The following is a 24,441-nucleotide window of genomic DNA, read 5'->3' on the forward strand; positions in this document are numbered from 1 at the left end:
GCCTCACCGGGGCAGTGCGCGTGTGTCAGCGCAGGACGACGGGCGAGTCCTCGGTGGCGAGGAAGCCGGGTTCCGGCAGGCCCGCCCCGTCGGACGTGAGCTGCATGAGGGTGGCGCGCACGCTGGCCGCGCCGGGCCGGTAGGCGGGGTCCTTCACGACGGAGGTGTTGACCCACTCGTGCAGGTGCCCGTCGCAGACGGCCTGGGTGCCGCCGATCCCGGCGGAGCGGTCCCCCTGGACGAGGGTGGAGCTGACGAAGACGGGGCCCGCGCTGTCGTCGAGGCAGCGGTACATGCCGGAGAGGGTGACCGTGCTGTCGGCGCCGACGGTTCCGTATCCGTAGACGGAGAGGTCGTCGGCGGTGAAGCCGCCGGTGGAGCGGCCCTCGCGGGTGAGGCCGTCGGCCCCTCCCGCGTGGGCGAGAGGGGCGACGGCTGAGGCGGCCAGCAGGACGCCTGTGGCGAGGACGAGTCGGACACGCATGAGCGGGGTCCCTTCGGGGTGGGGGATGGTGGTGCTGCCCGCCAGGGATACCGGATCACGCCGCCCACTGTCCGAAACTCACCCCATCGGGGGCGATTTGGACGGGTCGCCGCGCATACCGTCGTACGGTCCGCCCGGCGGGTCCCTCACCCGCCCGCGCGACGGGCGACCACCTTCCGGAGCAGGGGCCAGGCCAGCAGGACCACGACGACCGCGTACACGGTGATCGAGAACGGGGTGTTCACGAGGCCGGTCACGGAGCCGTCGCTGATCTGCAGGGCGCGGCGCAGCTGCTGTTCGGCGGCCGGGCCGAGGATGACGCCGATGACGGCCGGGAGCACCGGCAGCCCGTACCGCCGCATGCCGAGCCCGATCACTCCGACGACCAGCAGGATGACCAGGTCGATCGCCTCGCCGCCCACCGCGTACGCGCCGACGGCGGCGAAGAAGAGGATGCCTGCGTAGAGGTACGGGCGCGGAATGCGCAGCAGCTTCGCCCAGACGGGCGCGAGCGGCAGGTTGAGCGCGAGCAGCAGCACCATGCCGACGAAGAGCGAGGCGATCAGCCCCCACACCAGCTCGGGCTCCCGCTCGAAGAGCAGCGGGCCGGGCTGGATGCCGTACTGCTGGAACGCGGCGAGCATCACGGCGGCGACGGCCGTCGTGGGCAGGCCCAGGGTCAGCATGGAGACGAGCGTCCCGGCCGCCGAGGCCGAGGCCGCCGACTCGGGCCCCGCCACGCCCTCGATGGCGCCCTTGCCGAACTGGTCCTTGTGCTTCGAGAGACGCTTCTCCGTCACGTACGAGAGGAACGTCGGGATCTCCGCGCCGCCGGCCGGGATCGCGCCGAACGGGAAGCCGATGAACGGGCCGCGCAGCCAGGACTTCCAGGTCCGCCGCACATCGTCCCGGCCCAGCCAGGGGCGCCCGACCGGAATGGCCTCCCCCGAGGTGCGGCGCAGGTGCGCGGCGACCCACAGGGCCTCGCCGATGGCGAAGAGACCGACGGCGACGATGACGACGTCGACGCCGTCGGCGAGCTGGAGCGAACCGAAGGTGAGGCGCTGCTGTCCGGTCATCTGGTCGAGGCCGACCAGGCCGATCGTGAGGCCGATGAGCAGCGAGGCGAGGCCCCGGATGCGGGAGGAGCCGAGGACCGAGGTCACCGCGATGAAGGCGAGGACCATCAGGGCCAGGTAGTCGGGGGCGCCGATGTCGACGGCGAGGGCGGCGACCGTGGGGGCGAGGACGACGAGCAGGATCGTGCCGATCATGCCGCCGGCGAAGTGGCCGACGGCGGCGGCGGCGAGCGCCTGTGCGCCTCGGCCCGCCTTCGCCATCGGATTGCCCTCGATGGCGGCGACGACGGCCGCGCTCTCCCCGGGGGTGTTGAGGAGGATCGAGGTGGTGGAGCCGCCGAACATGGCGCCGTAGTAGATGCCGGCGAACATGATGAACGCGCCGGTCGGTTCCAGGCCGTAGGTCACGGGGAGCAGCAGGGCCACGGCCATGGCGGGGCCGATGCCGGGCAGGACGCCGATGGCGGTGCCGAGGAGCACGCCGACGGCCGCCCACAGCAGGTTCATCGGGGTGAGGGCGGTTCCGAAGCCGTCGATGAGGGAGTTCAGGGAATCCATGGGTCAGACCACTCCCATCAGCGGACCGCCGGGCAGCGGGACGCCGAGCAGCTTGTCGAAGACGACGTAGGTGAGGAGCGAGAGGCCGGCCGCGATCAGCGGGTCGCGGTGGAGGTGGCGGCTGCCGAGCGCGTAGGCCGCGCCCCAGAAGAGGAGCGCTCCGGCGACGGGGAAGCCGACGGGTCCGATGAGGACGGCGAAGGCGAGGAAGACGCCGGCGAGGAGCAGGACCGTGCGCCAGTCGGCGGGCTCGGCCAGGTCGATGTCCTCACCGGTCTCGGCCTCGCCGCGGCCGCCGCGCAGCACGTCGACGGAGAGGAGGACGGCGACGACGAGCAGGCCGCAGCCGACGAGGAGGGGGACGGTGGCGGGGCCGACGGGGCCGCGGCCCGCGAGGTCGGCGTCGAGGGTGAGGGCGTCGGTGAGCACCAGGACGCCGAGGACGAACAGCAGGACGCCGACGCCGAGTTCGGACCGGCCGCGGAGCCGGCCGGCGAGTCCGGCGCTCTTCGGGGGCGCGCTCTCCGGGCCTCGGTCCTTCGAGCCGTCGTTCTCCGAGGTCACGCTCTTCGTGTTCACAGGCCGAGCTCCTTGAGGACGGAGCCGACGCGCCGCTCCTGCTCGGTGAGGAAGGTGCCGAACTCCTCACCGGGCAGGAAGGCGTCGTTCCAGCCGTGGGTCTTCAGCGACTCCCGCCACTGCGGGGAGTCGTGCAGTTCGGTGACCAGGGCGACGAGCTTGTCGCGCTCGGCGTCGGAGAGGCCGGGCGGGGCGACGATGCCGCGCCAGTTGGTGAACTCGGTGTCGAGGCCCGCCTCGCGGAGGGTGGGGGCGTCGAGCCCGGGCACCCGCTTCGGGCCGGTGACGGCGAGGAGCCGCAGTTCGCCCGCCTTGATCTGGTCGAGGTACTCGCCGACGCCGGAGACGCCGAAGGCGACCTTGTCGCCGAGGATGGAGGCGAGGAGTTCGCCGCCGCCGTCGAAGGGGACGTAGTTGACGTCCTTGGGGGCGATCCCCGCGGCCTGGGCCATCAGCATCGGGGCGAGGTGGTCGGGACCACCGGGCGAGGAGCCGCCGCCGACGGGCAGTTTGCCGGGGTTCTCCTTCCAGGCGGTGAGCAGCTGCCCGATCGTCCTGTACGGGGAGTCCTTGCCGACCACGACGATGTCCTGCTCCTCGGTGAGCCGGGCGATCGGGGTGGTGTCGGCGAGGGTCCTGGGGGTCTCGTTGGTGTGGACGGCGCCGACGACGCCGAGGCCCATGGACATGGCGAGGCGGCCGTTGCCGCGTTCGCCGACGAGCCGGGTGAGGCCGACGGTGCCGCCCGCGCCGGGCAGGTTGAAGACCTCGATGTCGTCGGTGAGGCCCGCCTCCTCGGCGTTCTTCGCCGCGGTGCGGGCGGTGATGTCGTATCCGCCGCCGGGGGTGTTGGGGACCATGAAGCGCAGGCCGGGTATCCGGGTGCCGGTGTCGGAGCCGCTGCCGGGACTGAGCAGCGGCGGGCCCACCAGCACCAGGAGAGCGGCCCCGAGGAGGGCGAAGGGGGTGCGCAACCGCACGTGTGCCGCCTCTCAGCTGTAGGGGAAAAGGGGATGTGAGGTGGCCCACATGTTGCCCGCGCGTTAAGAAGCTGTCTCTCTTCCGCAACCAACGGACGTTGTGGTCGTTGTGGTCGGGACCTAGCGTGGGTCGTCGTGACGAACGTGCTGGTGGTGGACGACGACTTCATGGTCGCCAAGCTGCACTGCCGCTATGTGTCGGCGGTGGCGGGCTTCACGGTGTCCGGGGTCGCGCACAGCGGCGCCGAGGCGCTGCGCGCGGCCGAGCGGCTCCGGCCCGACCTGGTGCTGCTCGACGTGTTCCTGCCCGACATGGACGGCATCCGGGTGCTGCGGGAGCTGCGCGCGGCGGGCCTGGGCATGGACGCGCTGTTCATCACGGCGGCGCGGGACGTGGGCACGATCCGCGAGGCGCTGCGGGCGGGGGCCCTGCACTATCTGATCAAGCCGTTCAGCCAGGCGGCGCTGCACGAACAGCTCCGCCACGTGGCCTCGCTGCGCAGCCGCCTGGACGAGCTGGACGAGGCGCGCCAGGAGGACGTCGACCAGATCTTCGGCACCCGCCCCCGAGGCTCCCGGGAACTCCCGAAGGGCCTGGCCGCGCACACGGCCGACCTGGTCGACTCGGTCCTCCGCGCCCACCCGGAGGGCCTCTCGGCCACGGAGTGCGCGGAGGCGGGCTCCCTGTCCCGGGTCAGCGCCCGCCGCTACCTGGAGTACTTCGCGGAGACGGGCCGCGCGGAGATCACCCTGCGGTACGGGGGAACGGGCCGCCCGGAGAGACGCTACCGACGGCTGGGCTGAGGGCTGTTGTCGCCCGTGGACGCGGAGCAGCAGGAGCGTCCGCGCGGGCCCGGACAGCGCGGAGGGGGCCGGCCGGCGCGGGGGCGCTCCTCGGGGCGGGGGCGGGCGCCGCTCCCTGAGCCGCTGCTTAGCGGTTCCTTAAAGCGGTCCTAAGGATCGTCGTATCGGGCTCTCCGAAGGCTTTTTCGCGGGTGCGGTCGGCTAGCTTCCGTGGCAACCCCCCACACCACCCTCGTGAAGGAGCTGTCCCCCCATGACCTCTCGCCGTATCCTCGCCACCGCCACCGGCACCGCGGTGCTGGCCCTCTCCGGGGTCGTGTCCGCGCCCGCGTTCGCGCACGGGTCGATGACCGATCCGGTGAGCCGGGTGTCGGGCTGTTACGCGGAGGGGCCCGAGGCGCCGCGGTCGGCGGCGTGCAAGGCGGCGGTGGCGGCCAGTGGGACGCAGGCGTTCTACGACTGGAACGCGGTGAACATCGCCAACGCGGCCGGGAAGCACCGGGACCTGATCCCGGACGGCAAGCTGTGCAGCGCGGGCAACGACAAGTACCGGGGGCTCGACCTCGCGCGGGCGGACTGGCCGGCGAGCAACCTGAAGTCCGGTGCGCACACCTTCCGTTACAAGGGGACCGCGCCGCACCGGGGTTCGTTCGAGCTGTACGTGACGAAGGACGGGTACGACCCGTCGAAGCCGCTGAAGTGGTCCGACCTGGAGGCGAAGCCGTTCGCGACGGTGACCGACCCGCGGATGGAGAGCGGCGACTACGTCTTCCAGGGCACGGTGCCGAAGAAGTCCGGCCGCCACCTGGTCTACTCGATCTGGCAGCGCTCCGACTCGCCCGAGGCGTTCTACACCTGCTCGGACGTGGTGTTCGGGCAGGACAACGGCGGTACGGCTCCGGCGCCGACCGCCTCCGCGCCGAGCGACGAGCAGATCGAGGAGGGCCAGGACGAGTCCTCGGTCGAGCACGGCGGCCACGGTGACGGTGACCCGGCCACCGGCGCCGGGGAGACCGCGGCGGCTCCCGAGTCGAGCGAGAGCGCGGGATCGGGCGGGCAGACCGCTTCGGCCGCTCCGGAGGCCGCCACGACCTCGGCCGCGCCCAACGCGCCCGCGCCCGCCGCCGGTTCCGACTCCGGTGAGGTGCTCGCCGAGACCGGTGGCGACGCCACGACCCCGTACCTCGCGGTCGGTGGCGCCGCCGTGCTCGCGCTCGGTGCGGCCGTGCTCTTCGGGTCGACGCGCCGGCGCCGTACCCAGCGCTAGGTCCTGCCTGACCATTGGCGTCGGGTCCGGGCCGGAATGGTCAGACAGGCCCTAGCGGGACTAGCCGATCACCGAGAGGCAGGTGGTCGGGGTGGCGCGGGCCGGGTCGAGGGCGTTGGCCACCTCGTGGAAGGTGACCCGGTCCACCGTCCCGATCGCCACGTGCTCGGACAGGTCGAGCGCGCACTTGTCCTGGATGAGGACGTTGGTGACGTTCGGGCCGGTCAGGAACTGCGAGCGGTACGGGGTGACCACCTCGTCGTACCGGGTCGCGATCACGTGGTAGCGGACTCCGGGGACGGTGTCGCCGCCCTCGTTGAGCTGGGTGAGGAAGGGCGAGCCGGCGATCTGGTCGGCGAGGCCCGGGGTGGTGGCCTTGATCAGGCCCTCGGCGCCGGGGAAGTACGGCAGGAGCTTGGTGAGGCCGAGCAGGGTGGTGCCGTGGTTGTCGGGGGCGATCCCGACGAGCGCGTTCACCTTCTCGGCACCGCCGAGGAACTTGAGGTACCAGCGGGGCATCATGCCGCCCTGCGAGTGTCCGACCAGGTCGACCTCGGGGGCTCCGGTGGCGGCGAGGACCCGGTCGACGTACGTGTCGAGCTGCCCGGCGGACGCGGCGATGGGCCCGAGACCGTGGAAGAACGGCACGTTCGGCAGCTGGCCGTAGTCGAGCGAGAAGACGCAGTATCCGCGGTTGACCAGGTACGGCGCGAGGACGAGCCAGTTGTCGACGGAGTTCCCGAGGGTTCCGTGGACGAGGACGACGGGGCGCGGGTGCGCGGCGGAGGGCTTGCAGGAGAAGTCGTTCCAGCCGCGGCTGACGGTGGCGGTCTCGGCCCGGGCCGAGGCGGCGGTCGTCGGGGCGAGTGTGGCGACGGCGGTGAGGAGCAGGACGGACAGCGCTCTGACGGCGTGTTTCCAGGGCAGCATCGGGCGATCTCCTTGCGGCTCAAGGGGATGGTGGGGGTGCTGTGCCCTGCGGTCCGGACCACAAGTGGGGATGCGCGGTGGGGATGCGCTTCAGCCAAGCTACGCACGGGTAGCCTTGGCTGGGAAGTTACGCGTCGGTAAAAAGTGCTGTGTCGTCACCAGAGCCTGATACGGGGGCCGTCGGGCCGCCCCGGGGCCGCCGGTGGGGCCGCCGCGGCAGGGCTCAGGCCGCGAGGGAGCCCGGCCGCCCGCCCACCGGTGAGTCCGGTGGGCCTCCCGTCGGCGAGCCCGGACGTCCCGTCGCCAGTGAGCCCGGCACCACCGCCCGTGGGCCGAATCGCGCCCGCGCCCTGTCCGCCACCGCCTCGATCCGCCGGGCCTTCTCGTCCGCCGGGTCCAGGGACAGCTGGTGCGCCGCCCCCTCCGCGCCCGTCAGGCCCTCGGCGCGCACGGCGATGCCCCGCACCCGGGCCCGCTGGAGGCCGAAGGAGTCGTGGACGGCGTACGCGAGGGTGGTGAGCGCCGCCGTGTGGGCGGTGGGTTCGGGCAGGGTGCGGCTCCGGGTGGTCGTGGTCCGGTCGGCGTACCGCACGGTGACGGCGAGCGCGCGGCACACCTGCCCCTCCGTCCGCAGCCGGGTGCCCAGCTCCTCGGCGAGCGAGAGCAGGGCCCTGCGCTGTTCGGCCCGGTCGGTCTCGTCGCGCGGGAAGGCGCGTTCGGCCGCGACCGACCGGGAGGCGGCGTGCGGGACGACGGGGGTGCGGTCGATGCCCCGGGCCCGTTCCCACAGGTCGCGGCCGGTCTTCGCGCCGACGAGCCGCTGGAGCACGGCGAGGGGCGCGTCCGCGACCCGGCCGACGGAGTCGAGCCCGTAGCCGCAGAGGGTACGGGCCGTGGCGCGGCCGACGCCGTCGAGCGCGACGACCGGCCGGTCGCGCAGGAAGGCCTCGGGGTCCTCGACGACCAGGGTGACGCCGGGGCGGGCCTCGTCGGCCGCCATCCTGGCCAGCATCGGGTTGGGCCCGGCGCCGATGACGCAGTCGACGCCGTGGAGGGCGAGCGCCCTGACCCGGATCACCGAGGCGAGTTCGGCGGGGGTCCGGCCGAAGTAGCGCAGCGCGCCGCGCACGTCGGCGAGCGCCTCGCGGGGCGGGGCCGTCTCGACGACGGGGGTGAGCTCGCCGAGCAGGTCGACGAGCCGGGGCAGGACCACCTCGTCCATGGGCCCGAGGCGGAATCGTATGCAGAGGATCATCCCGCGCTCCCCGGACTGCTGTGCCAGAGTTTCCGCGCCGGGGTGGCGGCGCCTTCCCCGGCCGGCCGGAGATCCGCCCAGGGGTTCATCTCGTACCCGGTCTCCATCCGGATGCGGCGGCCGCTGTCACCCGTCCCGGTGCCTTCCGGCCGTTCGGGGTCCGGTCCTTCGGGGTCCGGCCGTTCGGCGAGCCGCTCCCCCACCGCGTCCAGGCCGCCCGACGCCCGGAGTTCGACGAGTTCGGCGAGGTTCCAGGCGGCGGCGCCGACCACGCTGACACTGCGGGGGCCGCGCCGCTGCACCACGCCCCGGACCAGGAGCAGCCAGGAGTGGAAGACGGTGTGGGCGCAGCGTTCGTGGGCGTCGTCGAAGAAGGCGAGGTCGACCAGGCCGGTGCCGTCGTCGAGGGTGGTGAAGATGACCCGCTTGCCGGAGCGGATCGGCGGGGTCTGGGTGGCGGCCTTGGCGCCCGCGACGAGGACGGTCCTGCCGTGCGGGGTCTCGCGGAGGCGCTGGGCGGAGACGACGCCGAGCTCGCGGAGGAAGGCGTGGTGGTCGCCCATGAGGTGGCGGGAGGCGTCCATGCCGAGGATGCCGAGTTCGGCGCTGAGGCGTTCGGTCTCGTCGAGGTCGGGCAGGCCGACGGGGGCGGTCCTCCCGCCCTGGGCGAGCGGGAGCTGGCCGCCGTGGGAGGCGGCTCCCCGCTGGACGCGCCGGAGTTCGGTGAGGTGGAGGAGGAGGTCGCGGCGGTTGGCGCCGAAGGCGTCCAACGCGCCGACCTGGGCGAGCCGTTCGGCGACCGGAGTACGGGGGCGGGCGCGTTCCCAGAAGTCGAGGAGGGAGGTGTAGGGCTGTCCGGCCTCGATCCGGGCGCTCTCGTTCTCGCCGATGCCGTGGACGTCGCCGAGGCCGAGCCGGAGGCCCCACAGCGCGGGAGAGCCGGAGCCGGAGGACGCACCGGCAGCACCGACCACACCCGCAGCACCGGTGGCACCAGCCGCACCAGCCGCACCAGCCGCACCAGCCGCACCAGCCGCACCAGAATCAGACACCAGTTCGATACGATGGGCGACCGCCGACCGGTTCACGTCCAGCGGCAGCACCGGCACCCCGCGCCGCCGCGCGTCCGCGAGCAGCAGCCGCTTGGGGTACATGCCGGGGTCGTGGGTGAGCAGCCCGGCGTAGAAGGCCGCCGGGTGGTGCGCCTTGAGCCAGGCCGACTGGTACGTCGGTACGGCGAAGGCCACCGCGTGCGCCTTGCAGAAGCCGTAGGAGCCGAAGGCCGCCACGATCTCCCAGGTACGGGCGACGACCTCGTCCCCGTATCCGCGCGCCGAGGCCTGCCGGGCGAACCACAGCTTGATCCGGCCCTGCGCCTCGGGGTCGGAGAGCCCGCGCCGCACCTGGTCGGCCTCGTCCCGGTGGCACCCCGTCATGATCCGTACGATCTCGATGATCTGCTCGTGGAAGACGACCACGCCGTACGTCTCCCGCAGCGCCTCCTCCAGGTCGGGGTGCGGATAGCGGACGGGGGCGCGGCCGTGCCGGGCCTCGATGAAGGGGCGGACCATGTCGGCGGCGACCGGGCCCGGCCGGAAGAGCGAGATGTCCACGACGAGGTCGTGGAAGCCGGCGGGCTGGAGTCGGCCGACCAGGTCGCGCTGGCCCGGCGACTCGATCTGGAAGCAGCCGAGGGTCTCGGTGGAGCGGATGAGGCGGTACGTCTCGGGGTCGCCCTCCGGGATCGCGTCGATGTCCGGGCGGGTGCCGGTGGCCCGCTCGACCTCGACGACGGCATGGGCCATCGCGGACTGCATCCGCACCCCGAGGACGTCGAGCTTGAGCAGTCCGAGGTCCTCCACGTCCTCCTTGTCGAACTGGGACATGGGGAAGCCCTCGCCGCTGGTGGGCACCACGGGGGTACGGGTGAGCAGCGAGGCGTCCGAGAGCAGGACCCCGCAGGGGTGCATGGCGGTGCCGCGCGGCAGCGCGTCGAGCGCCTCGACCAGTTCCCAGAGCCTGCCGTACCGCTCCTTCTCCCCCGCGAGTTCGCGCAGCTCGGGCAGTTCGTCGAGGGCGGCGAGGGCGTCCCGGGCGCGGATGTGCGGGAAGGCCTTGGCGATCCGGTCGATCTCGGCCGGGTCCATCGAGAGGGCCGCGCCCACGTCCCGTACCGCGTGGCGGACCCGGTAGGTCTCGGGCATGGCGACGGCGGCGACGCGTGCGGTGCCGAAGCGGTCGACGATCGCCCGGTAGACCTCCAGGCGGCGGGCGGACTCCACGTCGATGTCGATGTCGGGCAGGGCGGTGCGGCGTTTGGAGAGGAAGCGTTCCATCAGCAGGCCGTGCTCGACCGGGTCGGCGTGGGCGATGCCGAGGAGGTGGTTGACGAGGGAGCCGGCGCCGGAGCCGCGGGCGGCGACCCGGATCCCCATGTCCCGGACGTCGTCGACGACCTGGGCGACCGTCAGGAAGTAGGTGGCGAAGCCGTGGTGGGCGATGACGTCCAGCTCGCGGTGCATCCGGTCCCAGTAGCCGCGCCGCTTCTCGTACCCCTTGAGGATCATGCCGGCGGCGGCCCGGGAGGTGAGGACGCGCTGGGCGGTGCGGTGCCCCGCGCCGACGAGGCGCGGTTCGGGGAAGTGGGCGGAGCCCATGCCGAGGTCGTCCTCGGGGTCGACCAGGCAGGCGGCGGCCGCCGCGGCGGTCTGTTCGAGGAGCCGGTGGGCGGTGTCGCGGCGGAAGCCGGCGGCCTCGACGATCCGCTCGGCGGCGGCCGGCATGCCACCGGGGCCTTCGGTCCCCTTCAGCCAGGCCTCGCCGCTGTCGAGTTCCTTGCGGGGGTCGACGGGGACCAGGCGGCGGGCGGAGTCGAGGACGTCGGCCACCGGGCCCTGGCCGGGGTCGGCGTAGCGGACGGCGTTGGTGAGGACGGGCCGGACGCCCTGTTCGGCGGCGAAGCCGACGGTACGGGCGGCGAGCCGCAGGGAGCCGGGCCCGGTGCCGGTGCGGCCGTGGTCGACGGCCGCCAGGCGCAGCGCGTCGCCGTACCGCTCGCGCCAGGGGGCGAGCAGCCGGACGGCCCGGTCGGGGCGGCCGGCGGCGAGGGCGCGGCCGACGTCGGAGGCGGGGCCGAGCAGGACGAGGACGCCGTCGTCGCACAGGGCGGGCCAGGGCAGCAGGGGCTGGCCCGCTCCTCCGGCGTGGGCGGCGGTGACCATCGCGCAGAGGGAGGCCCAGCCGGCGCGGGAGCGGGCGAGGAAGACGGCACGGGGCGCGGACTCGTCGACGAAGGCCCCGCCCCGGACGGGCACCCGTCGCGCGGACACCTGGTCGGGGGCGGACGGTGTCGGGGTCTCGTACGCGAGGTCCACTCCGAACAGGGGGCGGACGCCCTCCTTCGCGCACGCCTTCGCGAAGCGGATCGTGCCCGCGAGGGTGTCGCGGTCGGTCAGGGCGAGTGCGTCCATGCCGCGCTCGGCGGCGCGGGCGGCGAGGCGTTCGGGGTGGGAGGCGCCGTAGCGCGGGGAGTAGCCCGACGCGGTGTGCAGGTGCGTGAATCCCGGCATGGCGCACCTCCCGCACTTCCCGCATCGAATTCGTACGTACGTTCCCACCCCCTCCTCTTCACCTTAGCCCATGTCGAACGCTTGTACGATAAGCGGAGCAGGGCGACCCGTGGTCAGCCATTCGGGCGCATCCCACCTGCGCGAACACCCCCCGCCCCGGAGCGTGGGGGCATGAGTCTCGTCGACGAACTGAAAAGCGCCGTCACCCCCCGAGCCGCCCTCCTTGTCGTCGGTGTCCTCGCCCTCCAGCTGCTGTTCATCACCTCGTACGTCGGGGCCCTGCACCACCCCAAGCCGAGGGACGTCCCCTTCGGCGTCGTCGCCCCGCAGCAGGTCTCCGCCCGGCTCGTCGGGCAACTGGACAAGCTCCCCGGCGCACCCCTCGACCCCCGCGCGGTCGCCGACCGGGACGAGGCGCGCGAGCAGATCATGAACCGGGAGATCGACGGCGCCCTGATCGTCGACCCCACCGGCCGCGCCGACACCCTGCTCGTCGCCTCCGGCGGCGGCACCGTGCTCTCCTCCGCCCTGCAGAAGATCTTCACCGAGGTGGTGGGGAGCGAGCAGCGCACGCTGCGGACGGTCGACGTGGCCCCCGCATCCCCGGAGGACTTCGACGGCCTCTCGGCCTTCTACCTCGTCGTCGGCTGGTGCGTCGGCGGCTACATCTGCGCCGCGATCCTGGCGATCAGCGCGGGCTCCCGGCCCGCGAACCGCGAGCGCGCGATCATCCGCCTCGGAGTGCTCGCGCTCTACTCGGTCCTCGGCGGACTCGGCGGCGCGGTCATCGTCGGCCCGATCCTGGGCGCCCTGCCCGGCAGCGTCGCCGCCCTGTGGGGGCTCGGCACCCTGGTCGTCTTCGCCGTCGGCGCCGCCACCCTCGCCCTGCAGTCGGTCTTCGGGATCGTCGGCATCGGCCTGGCGATCCTGCTCATCGTGGTCGCGGGCAACCCCAGCGCGGGCGGCGCCTTCCCGCTGCCGATGCTGCCCCCGTTCTGGAACGCCATCGGCCCCGCCCTGCCACCGGGCGCGGGCACCTGGGCGGCGCGCTCGATCGCGTACTTCAAGGGCAACGACATGACCGGCTCGATGCTGGTCCTCTCGGCCTGGGCGGTCGTCGGCACGGTGGTGACCCTGGTGATGTCCTCGCTGCGGCGCACGCCCGAGTCGGAGCCGATCGCCGAGGAGGTGGGCGGGGCCCGTCCCTGACGGCCATCGGGACGGAGCGTCCGGACGACCATCGGGGCGGCCATCCGGACGGCCGCCCGCACGAGGAGGCCCCCGGCGCGCGCCGGGGGCCTCCTCGTCATCCGTGCCGCGGGCTACTCGCCGTAGTACGCCCGGGTCATCAGCTCCTTCATCTCGTCGATCATCGGCATCCGCGGGTTGGCCGGCGCGCACTGGTCGGCGTAGGCGTTCATCGCCTGGCGCGGCAGGGCCGCGAGGAAGGCCCCCTCGTCGACGCCCTCCTCCCGGAAGGAGGCGGGGATGCCGCACCGGGTGCGCAGCTCCTCGACCGCGCGGGCGTACGACTCCACACCCTCCTCCGGCGTCCCGGCCGGCAGGCCCAGCATCCTCGCGATCTCCTGGAACCGCTCCGGGGCCCGGTAGACCTCGGCCTTCGGCCACGGCACGGCCTTGTGGGTGACGGTGCCGTTGTGCCGGATCACGTGCGGGAGCAGCAGCGCGTTGGCGCGGCCGTGGGCGACGTGGAAGGTGTTGCCGAGGGTGTGGGCCATGGCGTGGACGAGGCCGAGGAAGGCGTTGGCGAAGGCCATGCCGGCGATGGTGGACGCGTTGTGCATCTTCTCGCGGGCCTCGGGCGCCCTGGCCCCCTCCGTCACGCAGGTCTCCAGGTTCTGGAAGATCAGCTTGATCGCCTGGAGGCACTGGCCGTCGGTGAAGTCGTTGGCGTAGGCGGAGACGTACGCCTCGGTGGCGTGGGTGAGGGCGTCGAAGCCGGAGTCGGCGGTGACCGTGGGCGGGAGGTGCATCGGAAGCACCGGGTCGACGATGGCGACGTCCGGGGTGAGCGCGTAGTCGGCGAGCGGGTACTTCTGCGCGGCCTCGGGGTCGGAGATCACCGCGAAGGGGGTGACCTCGCTGCCCGTGCCCGAGGTGGTCGGGATCGCGACGAGCCTGGCCTTCTCGCCGAGCTTCGGGAAGCGGTAGGCGCGCTTGCGGATGTCGAAGAACTTCTCCTTGGTGTCCGCGAACTCGACCTCGGGCCGCTCGTACATCAGCCACATGATCTTCGCCGCGTCCATCGGGGAGCCGCCGCCGAGGGCGATGACGGTGTCGGGGCGGAACTCCCGCATGGCGGCGGCGCCGGCCCGGACGGTGGCGAGTTCCGGGTTGGGCTCGACGGAGTCGATGACCTGGAGGGTGACCGGTTCCTCTCGGCCGTTCAGGATGTCGGTGATCCGGCGGACGAAGCCGAGGTCGCCCATGGTCCGGTCGGTGACGATCGTGACCCTCTTCAGGCCCTCCATCTCACCCAGGTAGCGGATGGCGTTCCGCTCGAAGTAGATCTTCGGCGGCACCTTGTACCACTGCATGTTGGTGTTGCGCCGTCCGATCCGCTTGACGTTGATGAGGTTGACCGCGGTGACGTTGTTCGAGACGGAGTTGTGTCCGTAGGAGCCGCAGCCGAGCGTGAGCGAGGGGAGGAAGGAGTTGTAGACGTCGCCGATGCCGCCGAAGGTGGAGGGGGCGTTGACGATGACGCGGACCGCCTTGACCCGCTTGCCGAACTCCTCGGCGAGCGCCTCGTCCTCGGTGTGGATCGCGGCGCTGTGGCCGAGGCCGTGGAACTCGACCATGCGGGCGGAGAGTTCGAGGCCGTGCTCGGTGGAGTCGGCCCTGAGGGCGGCCAGGACCGGGGAGAGCTTCTCGCGGGTGAGCGGTTCGCCCTCGCCGACCTCGGCGCATTCGGCGAGGAGGACCGAGGTGTTCTCGGGGACCTCGAAGCCGGCCTGTGCGGCGATCCAGTGCGCGGACCTGCCGACGACGTCGGCGTTGAGCTTGGCTCCGCCGCAGTTCGTGGCGTGGGCGGTGGTGCCGAAGACGTACTCCTCCAGCTTGGTCTTCTCGGCGGCGGTGACGACATGGGCGCCGAGCCGCTCGAACTCGGCGATGCCCTCCTCGTACACCTCCCGGTCGAGGATGACGGCCTGCTCGGAGGCGCAGATCATGCCGTTGTCGAAGGCCTTGGAGAGCACGATGTCGTGGATGGCGCGCTGGAGCCTGCCGCTGCGGGTGACATAGGCGGGGACGTTGCCGGCGCCGACGCCGAGGGCGGGCTTGCCGCACGAGTAGGCGGCCTTGACCATGGCGTTTCCGCCGGTGGCGAGGATGGTGGAGACGCCGTCGTGGTTCATCAGGAGGCCGGTGGCCTCCATCGAGGGCTCCTCGATCCACTGCACGCACCCCTCGGGTGCGCCGGCGGCGACGGCGGCGTCGCGGACGATCCGGGCGGCCTCGGCGGAGCAGTGCTGCGCGGAGGGGTGGAAGGCGAAGACGATGGGATTGCGGGTCTTGAGGGCGATGAGCGCCTTGAAGACGGTGGTCGAGGTGGGGTTGGTGACGGGGGTCATCGCGCAGATCACGCCGACGGGTTCGGCGATCTCGGTGATGCCGTCGAGCTCGTCGCGGCGGATGACTCCGGCGGTCTTCAGCCCGGTCATCGAGTGGGTGACGTGTTCGCAGGCGAACAGGTTCTTGACGGCCTTGTCCTCGAAGAGCCCGCGCCCGGTCTCCTCGACGGCCAGTCGGGCCAGTTCGCCGTGCGCGGCCAGCGCGGCGAGCGAGGCCTTCTTGACGATGTGGTCGACCTGCTCCTGGTCGAAGGTCTCGAACCGGTCGAGCGCGCCGAGGGCGTCCCGTACCAGTCCGTCCACCATCTCCTCGGTCTCCATGGCAGGCACTCCTTCGTGGGTCCCTTTTTCTCTGATGTCTCCATTCGACACCCGATGACCTGCGAAAAGGGCCGGAAAAGGGCCTGCGGGGAGGGGCCGGAAGTCCCTTTGTGAATGGATTCACAAAGGGACTTCCGGGGGCGGTCAGGCTCCGACCAGCCGCCGCTCCCCCGCCGCGACGGCGGTGTCCAGCGTGTTCCCGGGCGGCGGGAACGGGCAGATGAAGTGGTCGGCGAAGGCGCAGGGCGGCAGCAGCGCCCGGTTGAGGTCCACCGTCACCGAACCGTCCGCCGCCGGGGCCGCCGGGCGCAGGAAGCGGAAGCGGTAGCTGTCCCCGCCACTGGTGGCGTCCGCGAAGACCGCCCACAGGGAGCCGTCCTCCTCGACGGCCACCTGGAGGGTGCGCTCCCCGCCGTGCAGGTCGAAGACCAGCTCTCCGGCGAGCCCGAGACCGCGCTCCCGGCCGTCGGCGTTCTCGACCCGCACGCTGCGGGTCTCCTCGTACGGCCGGAAGACACCGGGCACCACCCAGCTCTCGTCGTACGCGGTGGCCTCGATGCCCCGGAAGGCGCCGCGGGCCGCGGAGCCGGGATCGAAGTCCCGTACGGCCCAGAGCCCTTCGCGCCGCAGGACCACGAGCCGGCGGCCGGCCGACTCGACGCGGGACTCGTGGATCGGGCCCTGGTCGGCGGTGAGCCGGACCGTGCCGGTGAAGGGCTTGCCGTCGACGGTGACCGCGTCCCCGGCGTCCACGCTGAGGAGCACCTCGTCGCCGTCCTCGCGCCACTCCCCCGGAACGGCGGGGAGGCGTCCCTCCGGGAAGTCCGAGAGCCAGTGGGTGCCCGTGAGGGAGAGCGGCCCGTACGGGGAGGAGACCGCGGCCTCACGCTGCTCGTGCCAGTGCTGCCAGTCCTGCCGGGGGTCCGTGCCCGCACCCGTGCCGGTGTCGTTGTCCGTGCTCATGGTGCTCAACCTTTCCATACGGGCTCGGGAAGCCCGAGGTGCGACCGCAGCGTCGTACCGGCGTACTCCGTCCGGAAGACCCCCCGCTCCTGGAGCAGCGGGACGACCCGGTCGACGAAGTCGTCGAGGCCGCCCGGGGTGAGGTGCGGGACGAGGATGAAGCCGTCGGCGGCGCCCGTGACGACGAACTCCTCCAGGGCGGCGGCCACCGTCTCCGGGCTGCCGACGAAGGACTGCCTGCCGGTGGTCTCGATGACCGTCTGCCGGATCGACAGGCCCTTCTCCTCGGAGAGCGCCCGCCACCTCCTGGCCACGGCCACCGGGTCGGCGACCTTCACCCGGCCCTGGACGAGGGCCGATTCGGGGTCGGGGTCGACGTCCGGGAGCGGCCCGTCCGGGTCGTAGCCGGACAGGTCGCGGCCCCAGATCTGCTCCAGGGCGAGGATCGCGTTCTGCGGGGAGACCTGCTGGCGGCGGATCTCGGCGGCCTGTTCCTGCGCCTCGGCGTCGGTGTCCCCGAGGGCGTAGGTGACGGCCGGCATGATCTTCAGGTCCTCGGGCGCGCGGCCGTACCGGGCGAGCCGCCCCTTGGCGTCGGCGTAGAACTCCCGGCCGGCCTCCAGGGTGGAGTGCCGGCTGAAGATGACGTCGGCGGCCGAGGCGGCGAACTCGCGGCCCTCGGCGGAGTCCCCGGCCTGGATGACGACGGGGTGCCCCTGCGGGGAGCGCGGGACGGTGAACCGGCCCTCGATCCCGAACTGCGGCCCGCTGTGCGCGAAGGGGCGCTGCTCCCCCTCCGGGGTCCAGGAGTCCCACAGCTCCCGTGCGGTGGCGAGGAACTCGGCGGCCCGCGTGTAGCGGTCTCCGTGGTCCAGATAGCCGCCGCGCCGGAAGTTCTCGCCGGTGAAGGCGTCCGAGGAGGTGACGACGTTCCAGGCGGCCCGGCCCGCGCTGAGGTGGTCGAGCGAGGCGAACCGGCGGGCCAGTTCGTACGGCTCGTTGAAGGTGGCGTTGACCGTGCCGGCCAGGCCGAGCCGGTCGGTGACGGCGGCGAGCGCGTTCAGGACGGTGATCGACTCGGGCCGGCCGACGACGTCGAGATCGTGGATGCGTCCGTTGTGCTCGCGCAGCCGCAGCCCCTCGGCCAGGAAGAAGAAGTCGAAGAGGCCGCGCTCCGCGGTCCTGGCGAGGTGTTCGAAGGAGGAGAACTCGATCTGCGACCGGGAACGCGGATCGGCCCAGACGGTGGTGGAGTTGACGCCGGGGAAGTGCGCGGCGAGATGGATCTGCCTGCGGCCCTCGGGGGTGCTCATGCGGATGCTCCCGTCGTGGCGTACTGGCCGACCGGCCGGGTGAGCCCCAGGTGGTCGCGGAGGGTGGTGCCCTCGTGGGCCGTACGGAAGAGGCCGCGGTCCCTGAGCCGGGTCACCGTGTCGGCGGTGAACCGCTCCAGGTCCCGCTCGGGCACGGCCGGCACCAGGTGGAAGCCGTCGACCGCCCCGCCGCCGTGCCAGCCCGCGATCAGTTCGGCGAGCGCCCCCGGCCCGCCCTCGTACGCGTCGAGGTCGACGGTCGCCGAGAGCAGGACGCGCAGCTGTCCCGGGTCCCGGCCGTGGGCGCGGGCCCCCTGGTGCAGCTCGGCCCGCAGGGCCGCGGCCTCCTCGGCGGAGGAGGCGCTGATCAGGGCGACGTCGGCGTGGTGGGCCGCGGTGTCCCGGGCCGCGGGGAGGGTGGCGTCGACGACGGTCACCGGGTTGCCCTGCGGGGGCCGGGGGACGATCGAGGGGCCCTTGACCGAGAAGGTCGAGCCCTGGAAGTTCACGTAGTGGAGCTTGCGGCGGTCGATGAACCGTCCGGTCGCCACGTCGCGTATCTCCGCGTCGTCCTCCCAGCTGTCCCAGAGTTTGCGGGAGACCTCGGCGACCTCGCCCGCCTCCTGCCAGAGCTCGGCGGTGGCCGGGGCCGGGCGGCGGCCGAAGAGCCGGGCCTCGGCCCCGGTGGGTGAGACCGCGATCCGCCAGCCGGCCCGGCCCCGGCTCACCCAGTCGAGGGTGGCGACGGCGGCCTGGACGTGGAAGGGCTCGGTGTGGGTGGTGGTCACCGTCGGCACGAGGCCGACGGAGCGGGTCTCGGGGGCGACCCGGGCGAGGACGGCGAGCGCGTCGAGCCCGGGACGGCCGAAGGAGTCGTCGTGGGTGAGGAAGTCGAGCGCGGCGGCGTCGGCGAGCCGGGCGAGCGCGACGGTGCGCGCGGCGGCGGTCCTGGCGTCGGCGGAGGCGGTCGACGCCGGGGCGCCGCCCGGGGCGAGTTCGGCGGCGAGGTGGAGCGTTCGGGTACTGGTCATGCGGGTCTCTCTCGGTGCGGATCCCGGTGCGGATCGCGGTGGGGCCCGGAGCGGACCGCGCTCCGGGCCGGGGGTGGCTCCCGGAGCGGAGCGCGGTCCGCTCCGGGGGCGACGCCCGGGACGGCGGCGGTCGGTCAGTTCTTGGTGCGGGGCAGCCCGGGCGGGTTGATCTCCGACTTCGTCACGGACTCGGTGTCGAGGCCCCACCGCTTGAGGACCTGGGCGTAGGTGCCGTTCTGGATGAGGTGGTCGATGGCGGCGGCGTAGGCGGCGACGAGTCCGCTGTCCTTCTTGGTGGTGGCCGCGATCTTGCCCTGGAGGCCGTCGCCCGCTCCGGAGAACTTGCCGACGATCTCCGTCTCACCGGCGGAGAGCACGTGGTAGGCGGAGACCGGGTTCGGGCCGAGGTAGCCGTCGATCCGGCCGGACTGGAGCGCCAGGTAGTAGTCCGGGGTGTTCTGGTAGTACTTGATGTCGACCGGCTTGCGGCCGGCCTTCTCGTTCTGCGCGGACCAGTCGACGAGGATCTTCTCCTGGTTGGTGCCGGAGCCGACGGCGATCGACTTCCCGGCCACGTCCTCGGGGCCCTTCACCGTCCAGCCGGAGCCCTTCTTCGCCTCGAAGGCCAGGTCGTCGAGGCGGTAGGTGGCGAAGTCGTACTTGTCCTTGCGCTCCTCGGTGACGGTGACGTTGGAGAAGACGGCGTCGTACTTGCCGCTGTCGAGGCCGACGAAGAGGTTCTCCCACGACACCGGGTTGAACTCGGGCTTCAGGCCCAGGGCGTCGGCGACCAGGGTGGCGAGGTCGATCTCGACGCCGATCAGCGTCTTGTCGTCGGTGGCGCGGAAGGCGAGCGGCGGATTGCCTGTCGCGGAGACGCCGAGGACGAGCGTGCCTCTCTCGCGTACGGCCGCGGGCAGCTTGGCGGCGATGGCGTCGACCTTGGCGGTGTGGATGCGGTTCTGCTCCGGGCTCACGTTGATGCCGTTGCCCTTCTTGCCCTCGGGCTTGATCTCGTTGGTGGCGGCGTCGCCCGAGCCGCAGGCCGTGAGGAGCCCGAGGGCGGTGAGCGAGGCGAGGGCGGTGAGGACGGTGCGACGGGTCTTCATGATCGGTGCTCCTGTGCGTGAGAGAAGGTGAAGGAGAGAGAGGAAAGGGAGGAAGGGGTCAGAGGACCTTGGAGAGGAAGGCGCGGGTGCGCTCGTGGCGCGGGGCGTCGAGCACCTCGGCCGGCGGTCCCTGCTCGACGATCCGGCCCTCGTCCATGAAGACCACGGTGTCGGCGACCTCGCGGGCGAAGCCGATCTCGTGGGTGACGACGATCATGGTGGTGCCGGAGGCGGCCAGGTCCTTGATGACGTCGAGGACCTCGCCGACCAGCTCGGGGTCGAGCGCGGAGGTCGGCTCGTCGAAGAGGAGCAGGCCGGGTTCGAGGGCGAGCGCGCGGGCGATGGCGACCCGCTGCTGCTGTCCGCCGGAGAGCTGCTTGGGGTAGGCCTCCGCCTTGTCGGCGAGGCCGACGCGTTCCAGGAGGGCCCGGGCCGCGGTCTCGGCCTCCTTGCGGGGGCGCTTCAGGGCCGAGACGGGGGCCTCGACGATGTTCTCCAGGACGGTGAGGTGCGGGAAGAGGTGGAAGTTCTGGAAGACGAAGCCGATCCGGGTGCGCTGCTTGAGGATCTCCCGCTCGCGCAGCTCGTAGAGCTTGTTCCCGGAGCGGCGGTAGCCGACGAGGACGCCGTCGACGCTGACGGTGCCGCTGTCGACCTTCTCCAGGTGGTTGATGGTCCGCAGGAGGGTGGACTTGCCGGAGCCGGAGGGGCCGAGGACGACGGTGACCTCGCCGGCGCGGACGTCGAGGTCGATGCCGCGCAGGACGTGGAGAGGGCCGAAGTTCTTGTGGACGCCCCGGACCTCGACCTTGGCGGTGTCCGTGCCGGCGGCCTCCGCGGCCGGGTCTGCGGTGGTGACGGAGCTCATCGGACGCTCCCCTTCGCGTAGTGGCGTTCGACGTAGTGCTGGACGACGGAGAGCGCGGTGGTGAGCAGGACGTACCAGGCGGTGGCGACCATCAGGAGCGGGACGACCTGGCCGTTGCGGCCGTAGACGACCTGGACCTGGTAGAAGAGTTCGCCGATCGCCATGACGGAGACGATCGAGGTGCCCTTGAAGAGCGAGATGATCTCGTTGGCGGCGTTGGGCAGGATCGAGCGCATCGCCTGCGGCAGCACGATCCGCCGCACCTGCCGGAGCCGGGGGATGCCGAGGGAGGCCGCGGCCTGCAACTGGCCCTCGTCCACGGCGAGTACACCGCCCCGGACGATCTCCGCCGCGTAGGCCGCCTGGTGCAGGGCGAGGCCGAGGACGGCGGCGCTCATCTCGCCGACCAGGCCCATCGTGTCGAAGGAGAGGAAGCTCGGCCCGAAGGGGATGCCGATGCTCAGCTCCTTGTAGAGGTAGGCGAGGTTGAACCAGAAGAGCAGCTGGACGATGAGCGGGATGGAGCGGAAGGCCCAGATGTAGCCGAAGGCGACGGACCGCAGGAACGGGCTGGCGGACAGGCGCATGAAGGCGATCACGATGCCGATCGCGAAGCCGAGCGCGGTGCCGTAGAAGGTGAGCTGGAGGGTGACCCAGACCGCCTGGAGGATCGTCTCCGTGGTGAAGAACGCGGCGAAGACGTCCCATTCCCAGCCGGGGTTGGTGACGAGCCCGTGGAGGAACTGCGTGAGCAGGATCGCGGTGACGGCGACGGCCACCCAGCGCCAGGGATGGCGGACCGGAACGACCACGAGTTCGGCCGGGGCCGCCGGCGCGGTGGTGGCGGGCGGGTCCTTCACGACGCCTTTGGTGGCGGGTGGATCGCTGGTGAGAGACATGGCGGTTCCTCGGAGAAGGGTGCGGCGGAGGGTCGGGGCGGCGGAGGGTGCGGCGTGGGCCGGAGTGCCGGAGGTGCGGCGGGGCCGGGCGGCGGAGGACGCGGCCGGAGACGCGGCGGGGGTCAGGCGCTCAGCGGGGCCGGGATACGACACTCCTGGTCGCGCAGGAAGGTCAGCGCGGCCCGTGCGGTGGCGTCGTTCTGCCCGAAGGCGACCCCGCCGGTACGGGGCCGGGTGAAGGCGGTTCCGGCCCGGGCGGTGGTGTGCGGGCCGAGGGCGAAGCGGCGCGGGTGCGGGCGTCCGTCGCGCTCCAGGACCCGGCTGTCGACGGGGTCGACGACGAGGAGTCCGCTGGCGGTGGCGCGCGCGCCCTCCTCGTGCAGGGCGCGGAGGAGGGGGCTGCCGGTGAGTTCGAGGGTGGGGTCGGGGAGCCGGGCCTCGACCAGGGCGCGGGCCTCGGTCCACTCCCCGGGTACGGCGGCGGACGCGGCGCGGAAGAGTCCGTGTTCCTCGTCGGTCTCGACGGTGACCTGCGGGCCGAGGAAGCGGACGACGCCGGCCCGGGACAGGGCGAGGAGCTGGTGGAGCCGGGGTCCGGGCGGTCCGGAGGCGAGGTAGCTGAAGAAGCCGTGCCACCAGACGCCGGGGTCGACGCGGTCCCCGAGCCGCAGGAGCTGGCCGTAGACGGACAGCAGGCCGGCGAAGACGGCGGCGTCGGAGCTGTGGGCCGGGTCGTGACGCCGGGTCAGGTCGGCGGTGATGTAGTCGCGCAGGCCCTGCTGGAGGTCTTCTCCCGAGGCGTGGCGGACGCCGTCCAGGGGGTGGTCGAGGGCGTCCAGGTCGAGGCGGTCGGCCGGGTCGGGGACGGCGGCGCCGACCAGGGCGGCGAGTTCGGCCCCGCGCGGCGGTGCCTGCTCGTAGGCCCGCTCGAAGTCGCTCCAGGCGAGCGTGGTCCGCTCGGGGTGGGTGGAGAAGAGCCGGTGGTAGTGGGCCCAGCCGAGTTCCTTGTCGATGAGGGGCCACACGTCGCGCCGGAAGTCGACGGGCCCGTTCCGCCGCAGCAGGGCGTCGGTCTGCTCGGTGCCGAAGAAGCGGGGCAGCGGGGGCCGTTCGCCGTCGAGGGCGTAGCCGATCTTCGAGTGGTACGGGACTCCCCGCCGCGATCCGACGTGCAGCACCGGCTCCTTGCCGGAGGGGACGTAGACGAGCGCGTCGCCCTCGCCCTCGTACCGTCCGCCGCGGCCCTCGGTGAGCAGCACCATCAGGTCGACGAAGGCGAGTCCGAAGCCGCGGACGAGGACGGGTTCGCCGGCGGGCAGGGCGTCGAGGTCGGTGTCGGCGGTGAAGTCGGGCGGCAGGTGGAGGAGGCCGTGGCGGGCGGCGAAGTCGGCCAGGGACCGCTGCTCCGGGTCGGGCTCGGCGTCGAGGTGGCCGACGGTGAGGACGACGAGGTCGGCGAGGAGGGGCACGGCGTCGCCCTCCAGCCAGACCCGCTGGCGCCCCTCGCGGGGGCCGCCGATCCGCAGGGCGGTGGTGCGGTGCTCGTGGACGGTGACGGTGGCGGGCAGGGCGGCCAGGGCCCGTTCGTACACCCAGCGCAGATAGGCGCCCTGCTGGGGGCGGGTGGGGAAGGTGCGGCCGTCGATGCCGGCCCATTCGGCGAGCGTGGGCCCGGGCCGGACGGGGCCCCGCAGCTCGACGGTCTCGTCGGTGAACATGGTGACGTCCTCGGCCTGGGAGTTCATCCAGAGCAGCGGGGACTGTTCGGTGCGCCAGATGCGGCCGGGGCCGGCCGGGTGCGGGTCGACGAGGTGGATGTCGAGGCGGCCGTCGCCGTAGACCTCGGGCAGGTTGGCGGCGAGCCGTTCGAGGAAGCCGGTCCCCCGCGGCCCGGCGCCCACGATGACGATCGACGGGTGGACGCTCATCGGGCACCGGCCGTGCCGCGGGCGTAGTACCGCTCGACGTAGTACTGGCCGAGGCTGAGGACCGAGGTGACGGCGACGTACCAGAGCGTGGCGACGAGGAGCAGCGGAATGACCTCGTACGTGCGGTGGTAGACGAGCTGCGTCGAGTAGAGCAGGTCCTGGACGGCGATCACGGAGACGATCGAGGTGCCCTTGAGGGTGCCGATCAGCATGTTCCCGGCCGGCGGGACGATGGCGCGCATGGCCTGGGGCAGCACGATCCGGGAGAGCCGGCGCCGGCGGCCGAGCCCGAGGGACTCGGCGGCCTCGATCTGGCCCCGGTCGACGGAGAGGATGCCGCCGCGGACGACCTCGGCGGCGTAGGCGGCCTCGTGCAGGGTGAGGCCGATGACGGCGACGGAGACGGGCCCGAGGAGGTTGACCGTGTTCACGCCGAGGATCTGCGGGTAGAGCGCGCCGATGTTGAACCAGAAGAGCAGCTGGACCAGGATCGGCGTGGACCTGAAGAACCAGACGTACCCCCAACTCACCGCGCGCAGAACGGGGTTGTCGGAGAGTCTGAGAACGGCGAGCAGGGTGCCGAGGACGAAGCCGAGCGCCATGACGAGGGCCGTCAGCCACAGGGTGAGGCCGAGGCCGCGCAGGACGGACGCGGAGGTGAAGTACTCGGCGACCACGTCCCACTGGAAGGCCTTGTTGCGGACCACCGAAACGAGGCCGAGCGCGAGCAGGACGAGGACGAGGCCCGCGGCGGTCCACTGCCCGGCGCGGCGGGTGGGGACGACACGGAGGGGCGGTTCGGCCGGCGGTGGGGCCTGGGCCGTCTTGCTGAGGGTGGCGAGGGGTGTCGACATGCGAAGGCTCCGTGGATGCCGGGGGCGGATCGAACACGGGAGTGCACGGGGGAC

The 24,441-nt window shown here is 72.7% G+C and carries 19 protein-coding genes; 3 read left to right on the top strand and 16 right to left on the bottom strand.

Features of this window, described 5'->3' with window-relative positions; translation table 11 throughout:
* Positions 1 to 25: 25 nt before the first annotated feature.
* From ABT129_RS12585 to ABT129_RS12600, 4 genes are all read right to left on the bottom strand, one after another.
* The gene (locus ABT129_RS12585) at positions 26 to 484 is read right to left on the bottom strand and encodes a DUF6299 family protein (RefSeq protein ID WP_351900084.1); all 459 of its coding nucleotides are present in this window, start codon (positions 482 to 484) and stop codon (positions 26 to 28) included.
* Between the two features lie 146 nt (positions 485 to 630).
* Entirely contained in the window at positions 631 to 2,121 is a 1,491-nt protein-coding gene (locus ABT129_RS12590; protein WP_351900085.1) for a tripartite tricarboxylate transporter permease, read from the bottom strand.
* A 3-nt stretch (positions 2,122 to 2,124) separates the two neighbouring features.
* Entirely contained in the window at positions 2,125 to 2,574 is a 450-nt protein-coding gene (locus ABT129_RS12595; protein WP_351900138.1) for a tripartite tricarboxylate transporter TctB family protein, read from the bottom strand.
* Positions 2,575 to 2,696: 122 nt separating this feature from the next.
* On the bottom strand, positions 2,697 to 3,680 hold the full coding sequence (locus ABT129_RS12600) for a Bug family tripartite tricarboxylate transporter substrate binding protein (RefSeq protein ID WP_351900086.1): 984 nt from the start codon (positions 3,678 to 3,680) through the stop codon (positions 2,697 to 2,699).
* Positions 3,681 to 3,815: 135 nt separating this feature from the next.
* Between ABT129_RS12600 and ABT129_RS12605 the strand changes: the two genes are divergently transcribed.
* Together ABT129_RS12605 and ABT129_RS12610 are read left to right on the top strand one after the other, a co-directional pair.
* Positions 3,816 to 4,484, top strand: a complete 669-nt coding sequence (locus ABT129_RS12605) for a response regulator (RefSeq protein ID WP_351900088.1) — start codon at positions 3,816 to 3,818, stop codon at positions 4,482 to 4,484.
* A 253-nt stretch (positions 4,485 to 4,737) separates the two neighbouring features.
* Positions 4,738 to 5,751 (top strand): lytic polysaccharide monooxygenase auxiliary activity family 9 protein, encoded by a 1,014-nt coding sequence (locus ABT129_RS12610; protein WP_351900089.1) that lies wholly within the window; start codon positions 4,738 to 4,740, stop codon positions 5,749 to 5,751.
* 60 nt (positions 5,752 to 5,811) lie between these two features.
* Here the strand turns inward: ABT129_RS12610 and ABT129_RS12615 are convergent, their stop codons facing one another.
* The 3 genes from ABT129_RS12615 to ABT129_RS12625 all read right to left on the bottom strand — a co-directional run bounded on the left by ABT129_RS12615 (position 5,812) and on the right by ABT129_RS12625 (position 11,505).
* The gene (locus tag ABT129_RS12615; RefSeq protein WP_351900090.1) at positions 5,812 to 6,681 is read right to left on the bottom strand and encodes an esterase/lipase family protein; all 870 of its coding nucleotides are present in this window, start codon (positions 6,679 to 6,681) and stop codon (positions 5,812 to 5,814) included.
* 223 nt (positions 6,682 to 6,904) lie between these two features.
* Positions 6,905 to 7,936 carry a DNA polymerase Y family protein gene (locus ABT129_RS12620; RefSeq protein WP_351900092.1) on the bottom strand — a complete coding sequence of 344 codons (1,032 nt, stop codon included), beginning with the start codon at positions 7,934 to 7,936 and terminating at the stop codon, positions 6,905 to 6,907.
* Positions 7,933 to 11,505 carry a DNA polymerase III subunit alpha gene (locus ABT129_RS12625; RefSeq protein WP_351900093.1) on the bottom strand — a complete coding sequence of 1,191 codons (3,573 nt, stop codon included), beginning with the start codon at positions 11,503 to 11,505 and terminating at the stop codon, positions 7,933 to 7,935. Before ABT129_RS12625 ends, ABT129_RS12620 begins: the two co-directional genes overlap by 4 nt.
* 171 nt (positions 11,506 to 11,676) lie before the next feature.
* Here ABT129_RS12625 and ABT129_RS12630 point away from each other — a divergent pair, with 171 nt between their 5' ends.
* Complete coding sequence (locus tag ABT129_RS12630; RefSeq protein WP_351900094.1) at positions 11,677 to 12,714, top strand: DUF3533 domain-containing protein; 1,038 nt, start codon at positions 11,677 to 11,679, stop codon at positions 12,712 to 12,714.
* Positions 12,715 to 12,827: 113 nt separating this feature from the next.
* Here the strand turns inward: ABT129_RS12630 and adhE are convergent, their stop codons facing one another.
* The 9 genes from adhE to ABT129_RS12675 form a co-directional block, all read right to left on the bottom strand.
* The gene (adhE, locus tag ABT129_RS12635; protein ID WP_351900096.1) at positions 12,828 to 15,422 is read right to left on the bottom strand and encodes a bifunctional acetaldehyde-CoA/alcohol dehydrogenase; all 2,595 of its coding nucleotides are present in this window, start codon (positions 15,420 to 15,422) and stop codon (positions 12,828 to 12,830) included.
* A 144-nt stretch (positions 15,423 to 15,566) separates the two neighbouring features.
* Positions 15,567 to 16,385, bottom strand: coding sequence for a DUF1684 domain-containing protein (locus ABT129_RS12640; protein WP_351900097.1), 819 nt, complete (start codon positions 16,383 to 16,385; stop codon positions 15,567 to 15,569).
* Positions 16,386 to 16,390: 5 nt separating this feature from the next.
* Positions 16,391 to 17,698, bottom strand: a complete 1,308-nt coding sequence (locus tag ABT129_RS12645) for an NtaA/DmoA family FMN-dependent monooxygenase (protein ID WP_351900098.1) — start codon at positions 17,696 to 17,698, stop codon at positions 16,391 to 16,393.
* Positions 17,695 to 18,729 carry an LLM class flavin-dependent oxidoreductase gene (locus ABT129_RS12650; protein WP_351900100.1) on the bottom strand — a complete coding sequence of 345 codons (1,035 nt, stop codon included), beginning with the start codon at positions 18,727 to 18,729 and terminating at the stop codon, positions 17,695 to 17,697. Before ABT129_RS12650 ends, ABT129_RS12645 begins: the two co-directional genes overlap by 4 nt.
* Positions 18,730 to 18,863: 134 nt before the next feature.
* Complete coding sequence (locus ABT129_RS12655) at positions 18,864 to 19,838, bottom strand: ABC transporter substrate-binding protein (RefSeq protein ID WP_351900101.1); 975 nt, start codon at positions 19,836 to 19,838, stop codon at positions 18,864 to 18,866.
* Positions 19,839 to 19,896: 58 nt separating this feature from the next.
* Positions 19,897 to 20,706 carry an amino acid ABC transporter ATP-binding protein gene (locus ABT129_RS12660; protein ID WP_351900102.1) on the bottom strand — a complete coding sequence of 270 codons (810 nt, stop codon included), beginning with the start codon at positions 20,704 to 20,706 and terminating at the stop codon, positions 19,897 to 19,899.
* A complete protein-coding gene (locus ABT129_RS12665) occupies positions 20,703 to 21,605 on the bottom strand; it encodes an amino acid ABC transporter permease (protein ID WP_351900104.1) in 903 nt (300 codons plus the stop codon). Before ABT129_RS12665 ends, ABT129_RS12660 begins: the two co-directional genes overlap by 4 nt.
* Before the next feature lie 122 nt (positions 21,606 to 21,727).
* Positions 21,728 to 23,533 (bottom strand): FAD/NAD(P)-binding protein, encoded by a 1,806-nt coding sequence (locus tag ABT129_RS12670; protein WP_351900105.1) that lies wholly within the window; start codon positions 23,531 to 23,533, stop codon positions 21,728 to 21,730.
* Positions 23,530 to 24,387, bottom strand: a complete 858-nt coding sequence (locus tag ABT129_RS12675; RefSeq protein ID WP_351900106.1) for an amino acid ABC transporter permease — start codon at positions 24,385 to 24,387, stop codon at positions 23,530 to 23,532. The genes ABT129_RS12670 and ABT129_RS12675 overlap by 4 nt, the downstream gene beginning before the upstream one ends.
* Positions 24,388 to 24,441: the final 54 nt, after the last annotated feature.

Origin of the sequence: Streptomyces sp. NPDC002057 (genome assembly GCF_040296665.1) — a bacterium.
Classification (GTDB): Bacteria; Actinomycetota; Actinomycetes; order Streptomycetales; family Streptomycetaceae; genus Streptomyces.

Excerpts from the sequence above, each read along its gene's own strand:
- ABT129_RS12590 (WP_351900085.1), bottom strand. The coding sequence starts at position 2,121 with ATGGATTCCCTGAACTCCCTCATCGACGGCTTCGGAACCGCCCTCACC.
- ABT129_RS12640 (WP_351900097.1), bottom strand. The coding sequence starts at position 16,385 with ATGAGCACGGACAACGACACCGGCACGGGTGCGGGCACGGACCCCCGG.
- ABT129_RS12650 (WP_351900100.1), bottom strand. The coding sequence starts at position 18,729 with ATGACCAGTACCCGAACGCTCCACCTCGCCGCCGAACTCGCCCCGGGC.
- ABT129_RS12630 (WP_351900094.1), top strand. The coding sequence starts at position 11,677 with ATGAGTCTCGTCGACGAACTGAAAAGCGCCGTCACCCCCCGAGCCGCC.
- ABT129_RS12665 (WP_351900104.1), bottom strand. The coding sequence starts at position 21,605 with ATGTCTCTCACCAGCGATCCACCCGCCACCAAAGGCGTCGTGAAGGAC.
- ABT129_RS12610 (WP_351900089.1), top strand. The coding sequence starts at position 4,738 with ATGACCTCTCGCCGTATCCTCGCCACCGCCACCGGCACCGCGGTGCTG.
- ABT129_RS12645 (WP_351900098.1), bottom strand. The coding sequence starts at position 17,698 with ATGAGCACCCCCGAGGGCCGCAGGCAGATCCATCTCGCCGCGCACTTC.
- ABT129_RS12670 (WP_351900105.1), bottom strand. The coding sequence starts at position 23,533 with ATGAGCGTCCACCCGTCGATCGTCATCGTGGGCGCCGGGCCGCGGGGG.
- ABT129_RS12660 (WP_351900102.1), bottom strand. The coding sequence starts at position 20,706 with ATGAGCTCCGTCACCACCGCAGACCCGGCCGCGGAGGCCGCCGGCACG.
- adhE (WP_351900096.1), bottom strand. The coding sequence starts at position 15,422 with ATGGAGACCGAGGAGATGGTGGACGGACTGGTACGGGACGCCCTCGGC.
- ABT129_RS12655 (WP_351900101.1), bottom strand. The coding sequence starts at position 19,838 with ATGAAGACCCGTCGCACCGTCCTCACCGCCCTCGCCTCGCTCACCGCC.
- ABT129_RS12675 (WP_351900106.1), bottom strand. The coding sequence starts at position 24,387 with ATGTCGACACCCCTCGCCACCCTCAGCAAGACGGCCCAGGCCCCACCG.
- ABT129_RS12620 (WP_351900092.1), bottom strand. The coding sequence starts at position 7,936 with ATGATCCTCTGCATACGATTCCGCCTCGGGCCCATGGACGAGGTGGTC.
- ABT129_RS12585 (WP_351900084.1), bottom strand. The coding sequence starts at position 484 with ATGCGTGTCCGACTCGTCCTCGCCACAGGCGTCCTGCTGGCCGCCTCA.
- ABT129_RS12625 (WP_351900093.1), bottom strand. The coding sequence starts at position 11,505 with ATGCCGGGATTCACGCACCTGCACACCGCGTCGGGCTACTCCCCGCGC.
- ABT129_RS12615 (WP_351900090.1), bottom strand. The coding sequence starts at position 6,681 with ATGCTGCCCTGGAAACACGCCGTCAGAGCGCTGTCCGTCCTGCTCCTC.